We start from the raw sequence: 17,288 nt of genomic DNA on the forward strand, positions 1-17,288 counted from the left end.
GAACGGTTCCAGTTAGGGTGACTCCCGAGCATATGGTGTGGGTCGTGAAGAGGATTCGCCACAAGTCCCACTACTCCGATGGCACACAGGTTATATGGTGGGAGTTTGAAGGGCCGGAGTGGATGACTGCTCAGGAGCTCAAAGAGCTTGTGGAGAACAATAAGGACGAGAAGATTTCGTACATGCTCCTTCAGCCAATCCCAGAGACCAATGTTGATGCCAACAAGATTCCCCTAAGGAAGGAGACCTATGTTGCCAACCAGTTCGGGAAGACCAAGAGACTTCATCCTTCACTCAGTAGAACGCCCGAGTTCCTGCCTCTGAACTTTGAGACAGCGAGGCTAATCGGCCTGTGGATTGCAGAGGGCTCCGCGACTAAGACCGGCGTGATTCAGTTTGCAATTGGCTCCCACGAGGAAGAACTGACAGAGTTCCTCATTGAGACAATCAAAAAATACTTTCCCCGCGCAAACGTCGTCGTAACCGACCACCAGAGGAACAGGAGAACCGTCCGCTTCTGCAACAAGAGGTTCGCCGAGTGGCTCAGGGAGAACGTGGGGAGTAAGGCCCATGAAAAGCACCTGCCAGAAGTTCTGTTCCTCAACAGAAGCCGCGAGATTCGGCTCGGGCTGCTAAGGGGGCTGATTGAGGGAGACGGCTACGTCAGAAGGAACGGTGCAAACAGGGTGAACTACATAAGTTATACAACCGTTTCACCGACCTTGGCCTATCAGCTCCAGCTCCTCATAGCATCTCTGGGCTACGTCTCCTCGGTTCAGAAGAGCGTTAGAAGCCCGGGCCTTGGCAAGACCAGAAAGCCCGTGTACGAGGTCAAAGTAAGCGGGAAGTCTTACTATTCCTTGCTCGATGAAATCGGTCTTGAGGTTCCGCCGAAGGGCAACAGGACATACAACGTAAACATGATATGGAATGGCTACCTCCTGTTCAAAGTCCGCTCCATTGAAGAGGAGTTCTACGAGGGCGAGGTCTACAACCTTGAGGTTGAGGGGGACGAAAGCTACAGTGTCGGCTTCATAGTTCACAACTCCGCCGGGATAAACCTCCCCGCCTTCCGCGTTATCATAAGAGACACCAAGCGCTACTCCAACTTCGGCTGGGTTGACATCCCAGTTCTCGAGATACAGCAGATGATGGGGCGCGCGGGAAGGCCGAAGTACGACAAGGTTGGAGAGGCTATAATCGTCGCGAGAACCGAGGATCCCAAGAAGATGATGGACAGATACGTCTTCGGAAAGCCTGAAAAGCTGTTCTCCATGCTCGCCAATGAGTCCGCCTTCAGGGGGCAGATTCTAGCCCTAATAACCAACTTCGGGGTGGAAAACTTCCGGGAACTCATAAACTTCCTCGAAAAGACCTTCTACTTCTACCAAAGGAGCGACACGTCTCAGTTAGAGTGGAAGGCCAAGGAGATAGTCTACTTCCTCATTGAGAACGAGTTCATAGACATGGACATTGAGGATCGCTTCATAGCCCTTCCCTTCGGCAGGAGGACTTCCCAGCTCTACATAGACCCGCTTACCGCCAAGAAGTTCAAGGACGCCTTCCCGAAGCTCGAAAAGAACCCCAATCCTTTCGGAATCTTCCAGCTCATAGCTTCAACGCCCGACATGGGCACACTGAACGCGCGCAGGAAGGAAATGGAGGACTATCTTGACATGGCCTACGAGATGGAGGAGAAGCTCTACGTCAACATCCCCTACTGGGAGGACTACAGGTTCCAGAGCTTTCTCAACGAGGTCAAAACAGCCAAGATTCTCCTCGACTGGATAAACGAGGTGCCCGAGACGAGAATCTATGATACATACAACATCGATCCCGGTGACCTTTACAGAATCCTTGAGCTCGCCGACTGGCTGATGTACTCGCTCATCGAGCTCTACAAGCTGTTCGAGCCAAAGAAAGACGTTCTGGACTACCTCCGCGACCTGCATCTAAGGCTCAGGCACGGCGTCAGGGAGGAGCTTCTTGAGCTGGTCAGACTGCCCAACATCGGAAGGAAGAGGGCGAGGGCGCTTTACAACGCCGGCTTTAGAACAACGGAGGACATCATGAGAGCCAAAGTGAGCGAGCTTCTGGCAGTTGAGGGCATAGGCTTAAAGGTCGTAGAGGGATTGTTCAGGCACTTTGGCGTCGAACTCCCGAAAGCCTCGAAGAAGAGCACCGAAGAAAACAGAAAGAGGAGAAAGGGAACCCTGGATGACTTCCTGAAGTGAGCGGATTAAATTTTTAAATCCCGGCCTTTTACTTTGGCGTGGGCACTATGATAATCATCGTGACAGGAATGCCAGGTTCCGGGAAGAGCAAGATTGTGAGGGAGTTTGAAAGAAGGGGCTTTCCGAGCGTTTCTCTCGGGGACATCGTCAGAGAGGAAACGGAGAAGCGCGGACTGCCCAAGACCAAGGAAAACATCGCCAAGGTCAGCATCCGCCTGAGGCAGGAGCTGGGCCAGAACGCCGTGGCAAAGCTCGCCGTTGAGAAGGTTCGGGAACTCCTCAGAAAGAATAAAGCAGTTGTAATCGACGGCGTTCGCTCCCTCGACGAGGTGGGAACATTCAGGAGTGCCTTTCCAAACGAGGAGATAATAATCGTGGCCGTCCACACACCACCGAGACAGCGCTTCGAGAGGCTCAAAGCCAGGGGAAGACACGACGACCCGCAGAGCTGGGAGGACTTCGAGGAGCGCGATTGGAAGGAGCTCAAGTTCGGCATAGGAAACGTCATAGCAATGGCCGACTACATGATAGTCAATGACTGCCCGAAGGAAGAATACGAGAGAAGAGTTAAGGAGCTCGTTGAGAAGATTTTAGCCGAGCATTGAGTCGAGGAAGAGCATCACGTAGAATCCAACAAAGAAGCCCAGAGTTACAAGCGTCTCGTTTTCTTCCCTCTTGTATATCTCAGGAATCATCTCCTTCACAGTTACGTAAAGCATGGCTCCTCCTGCCAACCCAAGGCCGTAGGGCAGAGACCAAGCAAAAGCCGTGAAGAAGACTGCTCCGAGGATCACCATCGCCATTTCAGCCAACCCGCTCAGAACGCCGATCATAATCGGCTGGAGGCGCTTCTTCTGGATGACAGCTAGAGGGAGCGAGACGACCGTTCCTTCAGGGAAGTCCTGGATGCCTATGGCTATGGCCGTAACTAGGCCAACCTCAAGGTTGTAAACGAGAGAAGTACCAATGGCTAATCCCTCTGGCAGGTTGTGGATTATGAGGGCAAGGACGAGGAGCCAGACCTTCCTGAGCCTATTTTTCAAATCTCTCGGGCCTTCGTAGCCCTTGACCATGTGCTCATGGGGGATGAGGCGGTCTATCACAAAGACCATGAGAATGCCAAGGGCTATTCCGATTCCAGCCGGCCCAAAGCTCCCGGTGCTTTCTATAGCAGGGAGAATTAGGCTGGTGAAGCTCGCGACTATCATAACTCCAGCCGCGAAGCTCAGGCTGAAGTCAACTCCCCTTTCAGGGATGTTCTTGGCAAATATTGCCGTCATCGCGCCGAGAGAAGTCATGATAGCCACAAACAGGCCTGCATAGAAGGAGACCCACAGGATGTTGCCCCCGGAGATCTCGAGCATCCACTCGGCGAGGTTCGCGGTGAAGTTGTCTAACACCGTTAGGCCACCCTAATTAATAGGGGGGTTGCCTTTATAAGCTTTGGGTCGAGTGGATGACGGTGGGAATATGTTCGAGGAAGTTGAGGTTGAGGCTTACGTTTATCCGACGGAGGATATAGAGAAGGTCAAGAGGGCGATGCTGAATCTGATTCCGGATTTGGAGTTCGAGGCATTCGACAGAGGAGACTACATCATCTTGACCGGAAAAACCAGGAGCAAGAAAGCCCTTCAGAGGCTCTACGAGCTCTTCCGCGGCCAGGCAATACTCGACACAGCGCGCTCGTTCCTCGAGGAGGGCTACTTCGGCGAGGAGATAATCATAAAGGTCAACAAACAGGCAGCTTACGCTGGGGTGGTGAACTTCAACGAGGAATCCCCACTAGGCCCGATAACGATAATCATCCGCACCAAAGATCCGCAGAGGCTCATGAAGTGGCTCGCACCGAGGACAAAAGATGGAGTACCTATAGAATAAAAAGAAAGGCTCACTCCATCTTCTTCCTTCCCCAGCTTATTTTTGCCGTCATAACCTTCTCCGTTGAGAATATCCACGCGGTAACGTAGAGCGTCAGTCCGGCCATTAAGGCAAGATACCCCACGCTGAGAAATACTGAACCGTAGTCACCAAGGAGGATGTAGCGGTAGTCCACTATCGGGTGTGTGAACGGAATCGCCAGCAGGACATACTTGATGGCCACTGGCAGGTCGCTGATGTCCGTGTACATAAGGAGGAACGCGGGAAAGGCAAGGGGCATTATCACTGCGCTCACCACCGTTGTGGCGCTCTGCACGTCTTCCGCGAAGATTGCGAGTATCATCGCCAAGCTGAGGGAGAAGATTATGGTCAGGAAGACGAGGAGGGCGAAGAGGAGCATCCCCGTCGGCGTCACGCTGAGACCAATGTCTTCGAGGGTTATGCCCGTCGCCCCCAGACCGAAGGAGCCAAGGTAGCTGCGCATTCCTATCATGTAGGCTATCGCCGCCATCAGACCCATGACGGCGGTTCCAAAGATCTTGGCACCTACTATCTTTGTTCTGGCAACGGGAAGGGTCAGGAGCGTCTCAAGGGTTTTGTTCTCCTTTTCGGCCGCCATCGCCCCGGCAGCCATCTGGGCGGTGACCATCACCATAAGGAAGACTATCATAGGTATTGAGAAGGCCTGTGAGGCTATGACGTTCGAGACTATGCTCGGCGGGATGTCAACTATCTTACCCCTGATGACAGATTTGCTCTCTGTCTCTATCGGCCGAAGTATCGCGTCTGGATTTCCAGCCCCGAGCTGCTCAATCTTTATCCGGGCTATTCCATCGCTTAGAACTCCGATAACGGCGTTTATCCTGCCCTCACTGACGCTCTCCTTTATACCCGCACCGATTGTCGTGAAGATACCGTAAATTTGAACAGTGGCCTTCTCGTTGCCTTCGAGCTTCGTTGAAAAGTCCGGAGGAATCACCACAAGAACGTTCTGCTTCTCCAGAACTGCCTTCTGAAGGGCTTCATCCAGGGATGTTGCGTTGATGACCGCGACAGTTACGTTTGGAGTTACCTCAAGGGCCTTTATCAGAACTTCACCGTACCCTCCCTCATCGAAGTCCACTATGGCGACCTTCGTCTCGCCCTGTGCCTGCTCCAGCCCAAGGGTTATCACCTTGCCCATGACCGGGAACAGGATGAGAGGTATGACCACAAGACCGAAGATAAGCTTCCTGTCCCTGAAGAGGTTCCTGAGTTCTTTCTTCGCCATCACCCAGAAGTCGCTCATGAGCCCTCACCCCCAACGGGTTCATTGATTTCCGCCCCCACAGCCCTCATGAAGACCTCTTCGAGGTTCTCAGCGCCGTACTTCTCCTTGAGCTCGGCCGGAGTGCCCATGTCGACTATTCTGCCCTCATTGATGAGGGCAACCCTGTTGCAGAGGTACTCGACTTCGAGCATGTTGTGACTCGAGATGAGAAACGTAACGCCCTCGTTCCTCGCGAACTCCCTGATGGTCTTCCTTATGGTGTAAGCGTTGACTATATCAAGGCCGCTTGCGGGCTCGTCAAGAATTGCCAGCTTGGGCTTCACCATCAGTGCCCTCGCTATAAGGAGCTTCCTTGTCATCCCTTTGGAATACGTCGAGACTTTGTCATAGAGCCTGTCCCCCAAGTCGCTCAGCTTAACGCCGAGCTCCAGCATCTCCTCAAAGTTCCTCCCTCCCTTAGCGTAGAGCCTCGCCATGAACTCGAGATATTCGTAACCCGTGAGGTTCTTGTAGGCGCCAGCTTCCTCCGGCAGGTAGCTTATGAACTCTCTGACCTTTGAGGCGTCCTTGACAACGTCGTAGCCTGCTATGCTCGCCTTTCCAGCCGTTGGTCTGAGGAGCGTTGAGAGTATCTTTAACGTAGTACTCTTTCCCGCGCCGTTAGGCCCTATGAGACCGAAGATTTCGCCCTCCGGAATCTCGAAGCTTATTCCCTTGAGGGCCTTCACTTTTCCGTAGTCTTTCTCGAGGTTCACAACCTCAACTATCATCCCTCTCCCCCTCGTAGACGAAAATGTCTTCAATGAGAACTCCAAAAAAGCGCGCTATCTTGAAAGCAAGCTTAAGCGATGGATCGTACTTACCCTTTTCTATCGCTATTATCGTCTGCCTCGTGACGCCTAAGGCTTTAGCGAGTTCCTCCTGGGTTAGTCCCCTGGCTTCCCTGAGCTCGCGGAGGCGGTTCTTCATAAGTCATTCCCTCACATCTTTCTTGAATAGTATGCCCTGAAGGCCATGTTGCCAAAGAAAATCGTCGCAAAGATCAGGCTCATCGCATTGGCGCAATCTTCGCTCTTGGTAACAAACGCGTAGTAATAAAGGGAAACAACCGTAACTAAGAGAACCAGCTCCAGCGTTTTCATTGCTGCTCTCTTCGATATTTCCTCCGCCCTTTCGTCAGGAGGGATGCCGATGTTGGTTACGATCTCCCGTGATAGAAAATATCCCAAAATTCCGCCAACGGCGATTGAGACCAACGAGATGAGGGCAAGCTCGTTCATTCACATCACCATCTCATAGCGAACCTTTAGAATCATTGCAGTCAGGATCCCGACCATTAGGGGAAGCATAAGCCACTTCACGAACACGACGGCCGTTTCGTAATCGTGCCCGGCGAGCCAGATGAGCTCGTAGCCGAGAACAACGAGGCCGAGGAGCAGACCGTGGTAGAAGCTCTTCATAGTTATCAGTCTCGTCCTCTCGTCCTCCACCGGCCCGACCTTTGCCTCGTAGGCCTTCATCAGGAGCCACGTTCCTGCTATCGTCAGCGTGAAGAAGAACCAGCTCAGGTAGGTGTTCGTCCTTGAGTAGTAGTTCATCAGGAAAATCGTGACAAATAGGAAAACGAAGTGGATGGCCCTAAAGCCCATTCACATCACCTTCCTGTAGTAGAGTTGGCCAGCGAGGTAAGCAAATCCCCAAGTCGCGAGGAGGAAGTAGAGGGGCGTCTCATTCAACTCCCAAAGGCCGAAGATGTCTCCGATGAGCACTACCGCGAGGAGCGTTATCATGGCATCGCTCACAAGGGCCTTGCTCCTCAGCTCTATCAGCTCCTCCCTCTCGTCCGTTATCGGTTCTTCAGCTTGGATTTCCTTCGAGTGCCTGCGGGCAAAGGTAATCCAGAGGGCCACGCCGAGAAGGAAGACCGCGAGAAGGAATGGCCTGGACGTGCTTGACTTCATCGCCGTGGCCATTACTCCTGAGAGGAAGCCGAAGAGAACACTCAGAGTTAGGAGCTGAGGCAGGAAACTTCTCCTCGATATCAAATCCTCTCGGGTTACCGCCGTCAGCAGAAAACCTCCAAAGAAGGCCACGCCAAAGGTGAAGACCCCAACGAAAAGCGGGAACCAGCTCTCCGGAAGCTCGTAGCTCACCACCATCGTCCCGCCACTTTCCACGTAAAGCCAGACGAGGTAGAGGATATAGGTGAGTGCAAACACCAGGAGCAGGCCGGCAACGTTCCTCTTCCAGCGCTCCATGCTCCCACCATGTAAAGTTTCCTTTACGTAAAGCTTCCTTTACATCCTTATAAGCTTTGCCCCTCAAAGTTTTTAAAGAGCGGGGAAGAAGTTCCATCCGCGCGGGGGTAGCCGAGCCTGGCCAAAGGCGCGGGATTTAGGGTCCCGTCCCGCAGGGGTTCCGGGGTTCAAATCCCCGCCCCCGCACCAAAACAGCCCTTTGCTGGCGCAAAGCGCTGGCGGAAAGAGTGCGTGCTTTTGTGAAGTGCCAAATTCTCAAGGGGTTTACTCTCTAAATGGCGGTTTTACAGTGTTTGCTCCCCTCGAGGCATCCTTCGGGTGCCAGAACAAAAAGCAAACTACTTGAAAGGCTCTTCTTGAAGTCAAACCCGCTTTTAGTGGAGGTTTAGAGAGTGCACGCCAATGCTCCTAGCGTTTTATAAGAAGGGCGCTCTTTGATTAAACTTTGCTATGCAAAGTTTATTTGCCCGCGCAAAGTTTCATCAAGGTTAGCATGTCAAGTCCAACATCAGTTAAAAGGCTTGTTTGAAGAATCAAATTGCACAAGCAAAATCCGTTGCCCAAACTTGTCCACTAAACGTTATAAATATATCCGTTTTATTTCGCAGCCAGGTGATTTAAGTTGGAGAACGACGCTCATAAGTTCGACCTTGATGGTGCATTCGTTCTAATCCCCAAGAAGCCCGATTTGAAATATCTCTACATAGAGATAACCAACCGCTGCAACCTCCGCTGTGAGATGTGCTTCAAGCAGTACTGGGAAGACGACGAAGGTGACATGGACTGGGATCTCTTCATCAAGATACTCGATGATGCAGAGGAGCTTCCAGAGCTGGAGATGATTTACTTTGGTGGCATAGGCGAGCCAACGGTTCACCCCCGCTTCATGGACATGGTCAGGGAAGTGAAGAGACGCGGCTTTGCCCTCGGCATAAGCACCAACGGATTCCTCCTTACGGACAAGCGAATAGAGGAGCTTGTGAAGCTTGGGGTTGACTTGATATACTTCTCGATCGATTCCGTACCGACGCAGCCAGCCGACATTGGACATATAAAGCCAGACTACACCGGATCCCGCATCAGGAAGATTCAGGAGGCCAAGAAAAAGCTGGGAAGGGACGTTCCCCACATAGGCGTTGAGGTCGTGGCGACAAAGGAGAACTACAAGGAGCTACCCAAGATAGCGCACTACGTTGGCTCTCTGGGTGTCGATACGCTACTCATCTCAAACATCATTCCAATAAACACGGAGCATGCTGATATGATAGTCTATGATGGTAGCGTGGACATGAAGCCGATAGTTGACAAGCTCCAAGCCATCTACCATGGCTATCTACAGAAGATAGCAGAGTTCTCCCTGAGGACAGAACGGCACTGTGAGTTCATTGATAAGAAAGTGGCCGTAGTAAGGTGGGATGGTGAGGTAGCTCCCTGCTACCGCTTCTTGCACACATATCCCGAGATAGTCTTCGGCAGGGAGAAAATAGTCACCGCTTACTCCTTCGGCAATGTTCGGGAGAAGAGCCTAGCGGACATTTGGACGAGTAGGGAGTACAGTTGGTTCAGATTCGTCGTTAAGAACTCTCTATATCCAAGCTGCACTGACTGTCCGCTCAATGAATCCTGCTCCTTTGTCCGGGATACAAACTCCGACTGCTGGGGCAACAGCCCGAGCTGCGCGGACTGTCTATGGTCCAGGCGCATAGTCCTCTGCCCAATACCCGAAAAGGGTATGAAGGGCTTTTGGTAGCTCGACTATTTTTAATTTTCCTCGAAAACAGGGTGTGGTTTTCCAACTTAGTTGTTCGGAAATGGTCTCAACTTTTTTGTTAAACAATTTTTTTTGTTAAACAAATCCACTTGCTTGATACATTTGTGTTTCCTTATTTTGCTTTCGTCAAGTTTATTAGCAATAGTGTACAAAAATGTTTCCGACAACAACTGGGGGGCATCGAAGCATGTTTGCATACTGGGGAAGAATTTTGAGGGTTAACCTAAGCACAGGCAAAATCAGTGAAGAGAAGTTCGACGAGAAGTTTGCCCAGAAGTGGCTTGGAACCAGAGGATTTGGTATCTACTACCTCCTGAAGGAGATAGACCCAACGGTTGACCCATTCAGCCCTGAAAACAAAATAATATACGCCACCGGCCCGTTGACTGGAACCACTGCCCCAACTGGCGGCAGATACATGGTTATAACCAAGAGCCCACTGACTGGCTATATAGCCATGGCAAACTCCGGTGGCTTCTTCGGAGCCGAGCTGAAGTTCGCTGGCTGGGACGCTATAATAGTCGAGGGCAAGGCTGACCACCCGGTTTACATATACATAAACGACGACCAGGTTGAAATAAGGGATGCAAGCCACCTCTGGGGCAAGCTCGTGAGCGAGACCGAAGAGAAACTCAGGGAAGAAGTCGGCGACAAGAGGGTTCGCATCGCCTCAATAGGCCCGGCAGGTGAGAACCTCGTCCGCTTCGCTGCGGTAATGAACGACGAGCACAGGGCAGCCGGAAGGGGTGGCGTTGGAGCCGTCATGGGAAGCAAGAACCTCAAGGCGATAGTTGTTCGCGGCCACAAGAGAGTTGAGGTCGCCGACAGGGCCAAGTTCACCAGCGTGGTGAAGGAGAAGACAGACAAGCTCAGGAACGATCCGACTGCCGGCGGCGGACTGCCGAAGTACGGTACAGCAGTTCTTGTCAACATAATCAACCAGAACGGCCTCTATCCGACCAGGAACTTCCAGGACAGCCAGTTTGAGTACGCCGAAGAGCAGAGCGGTGAGGCTATGACCGCCAAATATCTCATCAGGAACAAGCCCTGTTACGCCTGTCCGATCGGCTGTGGAAGGGTCAACAAGCTTCCAACCGTCGGCGTCACCGAAGGTCCTGAGTACGAGAGCATCTGGGCGCTCGGAGCGCACCTCGGAATAAACGACCTGGCAAGCATCATAGAGGCCAACCACTTGATAGACGATCTCGGTATGGACACCATCTCAACCGGTGGAACCCTTGCCACTGCCATGGAGCTCTTCGAGAAGGGCCTCATCAAGCCTGAGGATCTCGGCGAGGAGGCTCCGCCCTTCAGGTGGGGCAACACCGAGGTTCTGCACTACTACATCGAGAAGATAGCCAGGAGAGAGGGCTTCGGTGACAAGCTCGCCGAGGGTGGCTACAGGCTTGCCGAGATGTACAACGGCACCGAGTACTTCATGGGCGTCAAGAAGCAGGAGCTTCCGGCCTACGACCCGAGGGGTGCAGAGGGCCATGGCCTTGGTTACGCTACCAACAACCGTGGCGGCTGCCACATTAAGCAGTACATGATAAGTCCGGAGATACTTGGCTACCCATACAAGATGGATCCGCACGACATCAGCGACGAGAAGGTTAAGATGGTCATAATCTTCCAGGACCTTACCGCGTTGATAGACGCCGCGGGTCTGTGTTTATTCACAACCTTCGGACTTGGTGCGGACGACTACCGCGACATGCTTAATGCAGCCCTTGGATGGGACCTCACTACCGAGGAGTACCTCAAGATTGGAGAGCGCATCTGGAACGCAGAGAGGCTCTTCAACCTCAAGGCCGGCCTCGACCCGCTCAAGGAGGACACCCTGCCCAAGAGGCTCCTCGAGGAGCCCGTCAAGCAGGGCCCGAACAAGGGAAGGGTCGTCAGGCTCAAGGAGATGCTTCCAAGGTACTATGCACTCCGCGGCTGGACCGAGGATGGAAGAATCCCCGAGGAGAAGCTCAAGGAGCTCGGCCTGGACGAGTTCTGAATTCTCTTGTCTTTTCTTTAATTGTTGTTTCATCAATATTCTGAGGTTCTTGCAGAGGCGTGTGCATATCGTGCTACATTGTTCCATGTTGTGGGTGATCTGTTAATTTTCCATCCACATAACTTACAATTCGTTGTGTTTTGAGTTTACGTAAAACAACTAAAATCGCCCAGTCATCCTGGTCATATGTAATAATACGCTTTAAAATCGAAAGATTTATACGGTAGATGTCCAGAGGAGTGCCCTGATGACGGGTAGAGTACCCAGATGGTTCAATAAGCTAAAATCTAACAAGGGGTGTACATGAATGAAGGGTTGGAAGGTAGTAGTGTTTGCAGTTTTCCTTGCCAGTTTGATGATCGGTCTGGTTGTGGCAACACCGACCAAGATTGTGAACACCAGCAACATGCCGACCCTCGAGAAGAACTACGGCCTCCTCAAGCCATCACTGTTCAAGAAGATCCAGGGAATGAATGATGACCAGAGCATAAGCACGATTATAATGTTCAAAGACCAGGCAAGCAAGGAGCGCGCCCTGCCGATTCTGAAGAGGCTTGGGAATATAAAGTACAACTACAAGATAATACCCGCTGTTGCCATAGACATCAAAGTCAAGGACGTTAAGATGCTTGCCGGCCTGTACAGGAGCGGTCTCTTCACACTTTCCCGCAGCACTTCCGTTCCAGGAATAGAGTTCATCCAGGATGACTATCAGGTTAAGGTTGCCGTTGAGCTTGAGGGTCTTGACGAGTCCGCTGCTCAGGTTCAGGCAACCAACCTCTGGAATCTTGGCTATGACGGCTCTGGAATAACGATTGCCATAATTGACACTGGTATTGATGGCTCCCATCCCGACCTCCAAGGTAAGATAGTCGGTTGGTATGACGTTGTTAACGGTAAGACCACCCCCTATGACGACCAGGGACACGGCACTCACGTGGCCAGCATAGCCGCTGGAACTGGTGCAGCCAGTAACGGCCAGTATAAGGGAATGGCTCCGGGTGCCAAGCTCGTTGGCGTTAAGGTTCTCGGTGCGGATGGCTCTGGAAGCACCTCTGACATCATAGCCGGTATCGATTGGGTTGTCCAGAACAAGGACAAGTATGGAATAAAGGTCATCAACCTCTCCCTCGGTTCGAGCCAGAGTTCCGACGGTACGGACTCCCTCAGCCAGGCTGTCAACAATGCCTGGGATGCGGGCCTTGTCGTCTGTGTCGCCGCTGGAAACAGTGGTCCTGACAAGTACACCATAGGCTCACCTGCAGCCGCTAGCAAGGTCATAACCGTTGGAGCCGTTGACAAGTACGACGTCATAACTGACTTCTCAAGCAGGGGTCCAACCGCTGACGGCAGACTCAAACCAGAAGTTGTCGCCCCAGGCAACTGGATTATAGCCGCCCGTGCCAGCGGCACTCAGCTCACTGACCAGCTCGTTGGTGACTACTACGTTGCAGCTCCTGGAACTTCAATGGCTACCCCGCACGTCGCCGGTATAGCCGCGCTCCTCCTCCAGGCCCACCCAGACTGGACCAACGACAAGATAAAGCACGCCCTTATGGTCACCGCCGAGATAGTGGCTCCAAGTGAGATAGCTGACATAGCCTATGGTGCCGGTAGGGTTAACGTTTACCTCGCTGCCAACTACGACAACGACGCCAAGCTCTACTTCAGCGGCTACGTCGCCGACAAGGGAAGCGCCACCCACACCTTCACCGTTGGAAGCGGCGGAAGCAGGATAGTGGCCTTCCTCACCTGGGACACCGCCTCGAGCGACCTTGACCTCTACCTCTACGACCCGAACGGCAACCAGGTCGACTACTCCTACAGCGCCTACTACGGCTTCGAAAAGGTCGGCTACAACAACCCGGTCGCCGGAACCTGGAGCGTCAAGGTCGTCAGCTACAGCGGCGCCGCCAACTACCAGGTCGAGGTTCTCGCTGAAGGAACGACCCTCAGCGCTGACACTGGAACCGAGCCGGCTCCAGAGCCGACTCCCACCCCAACCGTCGATGAGCAGACCTTCACCGGCTATGTCCACGACTACTACGACAAGAGCGACAGCTTCACCATGACCGTCAACAGCGGCGCTACCCTGATTACTGGAGATCTCACCTTCAACACCAACTACCACGACCTTGACCTCTACCTCTACGACCCGAACGGCAACCTCGTCGACCGCTCTGAAAGCTACGACAGCTACGAGCACGTCGAGTACGCCAACCCGATTCCAGGAGACTGGAAGTTCCTCGTTTACGCCTATGACACCTACAGCTGGGCCAGCTATCAGCTCGATGTTAAGGTCTACTACGGCTGAATCTTTTTATTTCCCCTTTCCACTTTTGTTGGGGTGGTGAGATGAGAAGGATAGTTTCAATAGCGCTGGTGCTGCTTCTTCTCGTGCCGTTCGTTTCGGCCCGCGAGGTGCCCTATGTATACACCCCCACCGTGAGCGAGACTGCTTTCGCTGTTCTGGCCCTCTACAAGGTTGGGGATTACGCTCACGTCCTTGAGGGTTGTGAGTGGTTGAATCAGCTTAAGAGCCCCGAGGATTCTTGGGGCTGGAAGTACGGCGAGAAGCCCGAGGCAAAATACACCGCACTGGCCCTGATGGCCCTCATCCGCGGTGAAAGTATAGCCGAGGGGCGCTATGGATACACCATAGACGGTGCAGCTTACTGGCTGATTTACGTCCAGAGCCCCGATGGCTCCTTTGGCGACTACATCGATACAGCACTCTCCGTTTTAGCCCTCAATGAGTATCAAAAAAGCCGCTTCGGAACCCTCGATGTCTCGGAAGCGATAAGCCGGGGACTCGGCTGGCTGAAAGCCAACCCGCCGAAAAACGAGGAGGAAGCCATCTTCGGCTACCTCGCCCTAAGGGATGTAGAATCGCTGAAGGAGCTCAGTGTTGATGGAGAGATGCTCGCTTACAAGTACTTCGCCCTTGCCTATCTTGGAGAGAAAGTTGAGACCGAGGGCGAGTTCAAGACCGTTCTGGCAAATGCTCTCCTTCTCTACGCCACTGGGAATGAGGCCTATCGCGATGCACTTCTCAGTGACCAGCACTTCGGCTTCTGGGGGAGGCTCCGCTATTCCCCACCAGAACTCCTTGAAGTGTCGCAGGTCCAGGGCTTTGATGACCTGAAACCCCCTGCCTGCCATTACATGAGGCTGGTAATTCCCCAAGAGGAATGGGATAGAGTCGTTCTCGCCAAGTATTTCCTGGCCTGCGGGATGGAAGCAAACCTGAGCGGTCTCGACTACGATAAGCTCCTTCCCTGGATGGTGGCCGAATTAGCAAGGCTCAAGGCCCTCATGGGACAGCCCTACGACTCGGAGGTCGATTATCTTCTCTCTCACCAGCAAAACGGGGTCTGGAAGGAGTTCTACAACACCGCTTACGTGGTGTGGGTTCTCAGGAGCCTTGGAGTGGACTTCAACTACACGGAGAGCCTCAACTTTCTTGAAGAGAGCCTCACCGATAGTTATCCCAACTACTACTACGCCTATGCGCTGATAGACTTCCGCCTTTTTGACATGGATGAGGCGTTCAACAGAACCCTTTCAATAATCGAGGCCCACCAGAATCCCAATGGTGGTTGGGGCTACAATTACGGTGCCCCAAGCGGGCTGAAGTCGACGGCTACTGTACTCTGGGCGCTGGAAGAGACCGGCATCAAGGACTCGGAAACATATGCGAAGGGCGTTCAATTCCTCAGAGAGTCCCTCTACGCTGACATTCCGGACGTTGATATTGCTGGGGACATGGTGGTGCTGACCAACGCGACATTCCTGCTGATACAGGATGGCAGATACATCGGGAACAGCACTGGAACAGCGAACATCGCCGGGCTGGATGGCTACGTTACAATCTACCCCTCCATGAGCCCGCTGACTGTTCAAGCCTTCAGTGTCTCGGGATTCAGGGCAGGTGATCCATGGAGGGCAGCAGAGGAGGCTTACCTTTACATAACTGCAGGGGTGATTCTCCTCTTCCTTGCCGGTTTCGTCGTTTGGAGGCACGGGAAAGAGAAGAGATTAAAGCCGCAAAAGAAGTGAGCCCTCTTCAATTTTCTTTTTGATGAGCTCTACTCGTGACCTCACGAACTCCTTCAGGAACTCTTCCTCAAAATTCATCCTTCTCCCGTTGAGATAGGCCTCGTATACCCTTACTGCCCATTCATCGCCGATTTTTCTGAGGGTTTCAAGAACATCGTCCTTCTCCAGGCCAGAGCCATGGATAAATGCCAGTAGCCGAGCCGTTTCTCCAGCGGTTATGTGAAGCATCTTTCTATTCAGCCCCTCCAACCGCTGAAGCGTCCTTTCGAGGCGTTCAATCATGATTCCATCGAGCCTGTACTCCGGGAGGAGACCAACTACATCCTCGCCAAAGATGACAACGTGGTTCACCCTGAAGTCTTGCTGGTAAACGGTCAGGAACTTGAAGGGATAGCCAAGGTGCAGGGGATCGCGGAGGTTCGGGAGCCACTCCCACGCGAGGTCGACCTCCACAGGGTTAAGAAAGGCTGAGCACTCCTCAAGGGTTGGTTTTATCTTTTCAATAATACTCTCTGGATCAGCGCCATCTTCAAGAACCGCGAAGAAGTCAACGTCGCTCGTTCCGGGAATGAAGTCGCCCCTAACCAGCGAGCCAAAGAGAATTAAAGAGTGGAGGCTGGGAACCCGGCCGAGCTTTTGCCTCACGCATTCTATGAGGCCTTCAACCTTCATGTGGTCGAGGCTTCCTCGTCGTTGTAGATGTCCCAGTTCTCTATTTTTTCCTCGTAGCCCTTTGAGCCTTCCAGGGTCTGAATCCTGAACATGTAGCTCTTGTACCAGTTGTAGGACGGCTTGACCTTAATCGGAAGGAGCTTCCAGGCCCTGGTCTCCTCCTCGTAGCCCCAGTTGACGTACTCGTTGAAGTTCCTGATGATGTCCGTTATGACGACGTTGAACTCGTTGAGGAGAACCCTCTGTATATCGCGCCACTTGTCGAGAGAGCTCTCGCGTCTGGTTATGCCGAAGTAGCCAGCGCAACCGGGGCCCTTGAGGGTGGCGATTCCCCTGCCGACGAAGGCCCTTATGGCATCAACAGTCTCAGGCGGATCGGTGATGAAGGTGTCGAACTTGTGGAGGGCGTAGTCTGGAAGCGGCTCCCTAAGGTCGAAGGTGAACATCTCGATGTTGCTGAAGCCTATCTCATCGGCGACCTTCTCGATGAACTTAACGAGCCTCTCGTCGATGTCGAGGACGGCTATCCTTTTCGGAAGGCCGCTGAGCATCAGGGCAACACTGGTGAGGTCGTCATCACCCAGGACAAAGACCTCCTTGTTCTCAAGGTCGCCCCTCGTGTGCATCAGGGCAATCCTCGCCACGGTGGTCTCTGGCGTAACGTAGGCCTGGTCGAAGTCGTGGAGCGGCTGGGGCCTGTCCTTGACAATCTCCTTGAACTGCTCGAGCAGATCGCTGAAGGCGTCGAGCTCGACGGTCTTGCCCTCGCAGTGGGAGCAGGTGTAGTCCTTTCTCGATCCGATTCCATACTTTTCCACCAGCTCCTTGCCCTTGGCGGTGAGCCTCACGCCGTTCTCCTCGAAAGCGATGTAGCCGAGCTCGTGGAGGGCCGTTATCACCGCGACGACCAGCGGAAGCGGCTCCTCGCTGAGGTCAACTATGCGCCAGACATCGCTGCTCGCGAGAACCGCGCTCAGAACGTTCTCAATCGTCCTCTCGTAAACGGGAATGCTCGTCTTCTCCTTAACCCTCTCAACTATCTCCCTCATTTCAAGCACCTCCAGAAGGATTTTGGTTCGTGAACGGGGTTAAGGTGAGGCGCTTTTAAATGTTTTCCACGCAGAGTAAGGTTAATAAGTCC

General features: G+C 53.0%; 15 protein-coding genes, 1 tRNA gene and 2 pseudogenes. 9 read left to right on the forward strand and 9 right to left on the reverse strand.

Annotation, left to right across the window (positions count from 1 at the left end):
- Positions 1-182 precede the first annotated feature (182 nt).
- From E3E26_RS11335 to E3E26_RS00780, 3 genes and pseudogenes are all read left to right on the forward strand, one after another.
- A pseudogene (locus E3E26_RS11335) lies at positions 183-866 on the forward strand (LAGLIDADG family homing endonuclease); the annotation flags it as partial.
- Between the two features lie 180 nt (positions 867-1,046).
- A pseudogene (locus E3E26_RS11340) lies at positions 1,047-2,234 on the forward strand (helix-hairpin-helix domain-containing protein); the annotation flags it as partial.
- 47 nt (positions 2,235-2,281) lie between these two features.
- Positions 2,282-2,839 carry a dephospho-CoA kinase gene (locus tag E3E26_RS00780; protein WP_167900065.1) on the forward strand — a complete coding sequence of 186 codons (558 nt, stop codon included), beginning with the start codon at positions 2,282-2,284 and terminating at the stop codon, positions 2,837-2,839.
- Here E3E26_RS00780 and E3E26_RS00785 read toward each other — a convergent pair.
- Positions 2,825-3,634, reverse strand: a complete 810-nt coding sequence (locus tag E3E26_RS00785) for a ZIP family metal transporter (RefSeq protein WP_167899502.1) — start codon at positions 3,632-3,634, stop codon at positions 2,825-2,827. The genes E3E26_RS00780 and E3E26_RS00785 overlap by 15 nt on opposite strands.
- Positions 3,635-3,704: 70 nt before the next feature.
- Here E3E26_RS00785 and E3E26_RS00790 point away from each other — a divergent pair, with 70 nt between their 5' ends.
- The gene (locus E3E26_RS00790) at positions 3,705-4,112 is read left to right on the forward strand and encodes an RNA-binding domain-containing protein (RefSeq protein WP_012572308.1); all 408 of its coding nucleotides are present in this window, start codon (positions 3,705-3,707) and stop codon (positions 4,110-4,112) included.
- Positions 4,113-4,122: 10 nt separating this feature from the next.
- Here the strand turns inward: E3E26_RS00790 and E3E26_RS00795 are convergent, their stop codons facing one another.
- The 6 genes from E3E26_RS00795 to E3E26_RS00820 are packed head-to-tail and all read right to left on the reverse strand — an operon-like array spanning position 4,123 to position 7,640.
- Positions 4,123-5,400 carry an ABC transporter permease gene (locus E3E26_RS00795; protein WP_167899503.1) on the reverse strand — a complete coding sequence of 426 codons (1,278 nt, stop codon included), beginning with the start codon at positions 5,398-5,400 and terminating at the stop codon, positions 4,123-4,125.
- Complete coding sequence (locus E3E26_RS00800) at positions 5,397-6,152, reverse strand: ABC transporter ATP-binding protein (protein WP_167899504.1); 756 nt, start codon at positions 6,150-6,152, stop codon at positions 5,397-5,399. Before E3E26_RS00800 ends, E3E26_RS00795 begins: the two co-directional genes overlap by 4 nt.
- Entirely contained in the window at positions 6,142-6,351 is a 210-nt protein-coding gene (locus E3E26_RS00805) for a helix-turn-helix transcriptional regulator (protein ID WP_167711324.1), read from the reverse strand. The genes E3E26_RS00800 and E3E26_RS00805 overlap by 11 nt, the downstream gene beginning before the upstream one ends.
- A gap of 11 nt (positions 6,352-6,362) precedes the next feature.
- Positions 6,363-6,662: a DUF2178 domain-containing protein gene (locus tag E3E26_RS00810; protein ID WP_167899505.1), complete on the reverse strand. Its 300-nt coding sequence runs from the start codon at positions 6,660-6,662 to the stop codon at positions 6,363-6,365.
- Complete coding sequence (locus tag E3E26_RS00815; RefSeq protein WP_167712260.1) at positions 6,663-7,031, reverse strand: hypothetical protein; 369 nt, start codon at positions 7,029-7,031, stop codon at positions 6,663-6,665.
- Positions 7,032-7,640 carry a hypothetical protein gene (locus E3E26_RS00820; RefSeq protein WP_167899506.1) on the reverse strand — a complete coding sequence of 203 codons (609 nt, stop codon included), beginning with the start codon at positions 7,638-7,640 and terminating at the stop codon, positions 7,032-7,034.
- 101 nt (positions 7,641-7,741) lie between these two features.
- Between E3E26_RS00820 and E3E26_RS00825 the strand changes: the two genes are divergently transcribed.
- The 5 genes from E3E26_RS00825 (at position 7,742) to E3E26_RS00845 (ending at position 15,475) form a co-directional block, all read left to right on the forward strand.
- Positions 7,742-7,829 (forward strand) — tRNA-Leu (locus tag E3E26_RS00825).
- Between the two features lie 433 nt (positions 7,830-8,262).
- Positions 8,263-9,390, forward strand: coding sequence for a tungsten cofactor oxidoreductase radical SAM maturase (locus tag E3E26_RS00830; RefSeq protein WP_167899507.1), 1,128 nt, complete (start codon positions 8,263-8,265; stop codon positions 9,388-9,390).
- Between the two features lie 208 nt (positions 9,391-9,598).
- Positions 9,599-11,416, forward strand: a complete 1,818-nt coding sequence (locus E3E26_RS00835; RefSeq protein WP_167899508.1) for an aldehyde ferredoxin oxidoreductase family protein — start codon at positions 9,599-9,601, stop codon at positions 11,414-11,416.
- Positions 11,417-11,723: 307 nt separating this feature from the next.
- Positions 11,724-13,730: a S8 family serine peptidase gene (locus tag E3E26_RS00840; RefSeq protein WP_167899509.1), complete on the forward strand. Its 2,007-nt coding sequence runs from the start codon at positions 11,724-11,726 to the stop codon at positions 13,728-13,730.
- Between the two features lie 41 nt (positions 13,731-13,771).
- Entirely contained in the window at positions 13,772-15,475 is a 1,704-nt protein-coding gene (locus E3E26_RS00845) for a hypothetical protein (protein WP_167899510.1), read from the forward strand.
- Here E3E26_RS00845 and E3E26_RS00850 read toward each other — a convergent pair.
- Both E3E26_RS00850 and bpsA read right to left on the reverse strand, forming a co-directional pair.
- Complete coding sequence (locus E3E26_RS00850) at positions 15,455-16,147, reverse strand: nucleotidyltransferase domain-containing protein (RefSeq protein WP_167899511.1); 693 nt, start codon at positions 16,145-16,147, stop codon at positions 15,455-15,457. The genes E3E26_RS00845 and E3E26_RS00850 overlap by 21 nt on opposite strands.
- Complete coding sequence (gene bpsA, locus E3E26_RS00855; protein ID WP_167899512.1) at positions 16,144-17,196, reverse strand: N(4)-bis(aminopropyl)spermidine synthase; 1,053 nt, start codon at positions 17,194-17,196, stop codon at positions 16,144-16,146. The genes E3E26_RS00850 and bpsA overlap by 4 nt, the downstream gene beginning before the upstream one ends.
- Positions 17,197-17,288 lie beyond the last annotated feature (92 nt).

Source organism: Thermococcus sp. LS1 (assembly GCF_012027395.1).
Taxonomy (GTDB): Archaea; Methanobacteriota_B; Thermococci; order Thermococcales; family Thermococcaceae; genus Thermococcus.

Bases quoted from the DNA above. Each gene is read 5' to 3' on its own strand.
- E3E26_RS00805 (WP_167711324.1), bottom strand. From the start codon at position 6,351: ATGAAGAACCGCCTCCGCGAGCTCAGGGAAGCCAGGGGACTAACCCAG.
- E3E26_RS00820 (WP_167899506.1), bottom strand. From the start codon at position 7,640: ATGGAGCGCTGGAAGAGGAACGTTGCCGGCCTGCTCCTGGTGTTTGCA.
- bpsA (WP_167899512.1), bottom strand. From the start codon at position 17,196: ATGAGGGAGATAGTTGAGAGGGTTAAGGAGAAGACGAGCATTCCCGTT.
- E3E26_RS00840 (WP_167899509.1), top strand. From the start codon at position 11,724: ATGAAGGGTTGGAAGGTAGTAGTGTTTGCAGTTTTCCTTGCCAGTTTG.
- E3E26_RS00780 (WP_167900065.1), top strand. From the start codon at position 2,282: ATGATAATCATCGTGACAGGAATGCCAGGTTCCGGGAAGAGCAAGATT.
- E3E26_RS00850 (WP_167899511.1), bottom strand. From the start codon at position 16,147: ATGAAGGTTGAAGGCCTCATAGAATGCGTGAGGCAAAAGCTCGGCCGG.
- E3E26_RS00795 (WP_167899503.1), bottom strand. From the start codon at position 5,400: ATGAGCGACTTCTGGGTGATGGCGAAGAAAGAACTCAGGAACCTCTTC.
- E3E26_RS00790 (WP_012572308.1), top strand. From the start codon at position 3,705: ATGTTCGAGGAAGTTGAGGTTGAGGCTTACGTTTATCCGACGGAGGAT.
- E3E26_RS00845 (WP_167899510.1), top strand. From the start codon at position 13,772: ATGAGAAGGATAGTTTCAATAGCGCTGGTGCTGCTTCTTCTCGTGCCG.
- E3E26_RS00815 (WP_167712260.1), bottom strand. From the start codon at position 7,031: ATGGGCTTTAGGGCCATCCACTTCGTTTTCCTATTTGTCACGATTTTC.
- E3E26_RS00800 (WP_167899504.1), bottom strand. From the start codon at position 6,152: ATGATAGTTGAGGTTGTGAACCTCGAGAAAGACTACGGAAAAGTGAAG.
- E3E26_RS00835 (WP_167899508.1), top strand. From the start codon at position 9,599: ATGTTTGCATACTGGGGAAGAATTTTGAGGGTTAACCTAAGCACAGGC.
- E3E26_RS00810 (WP_167899505.1), bottom strand. From the start codon at position 6,662: ATGAACGAGCTTGCCCTCATCTCGTTGGTCTCAATCGCCGTTGGCGGA.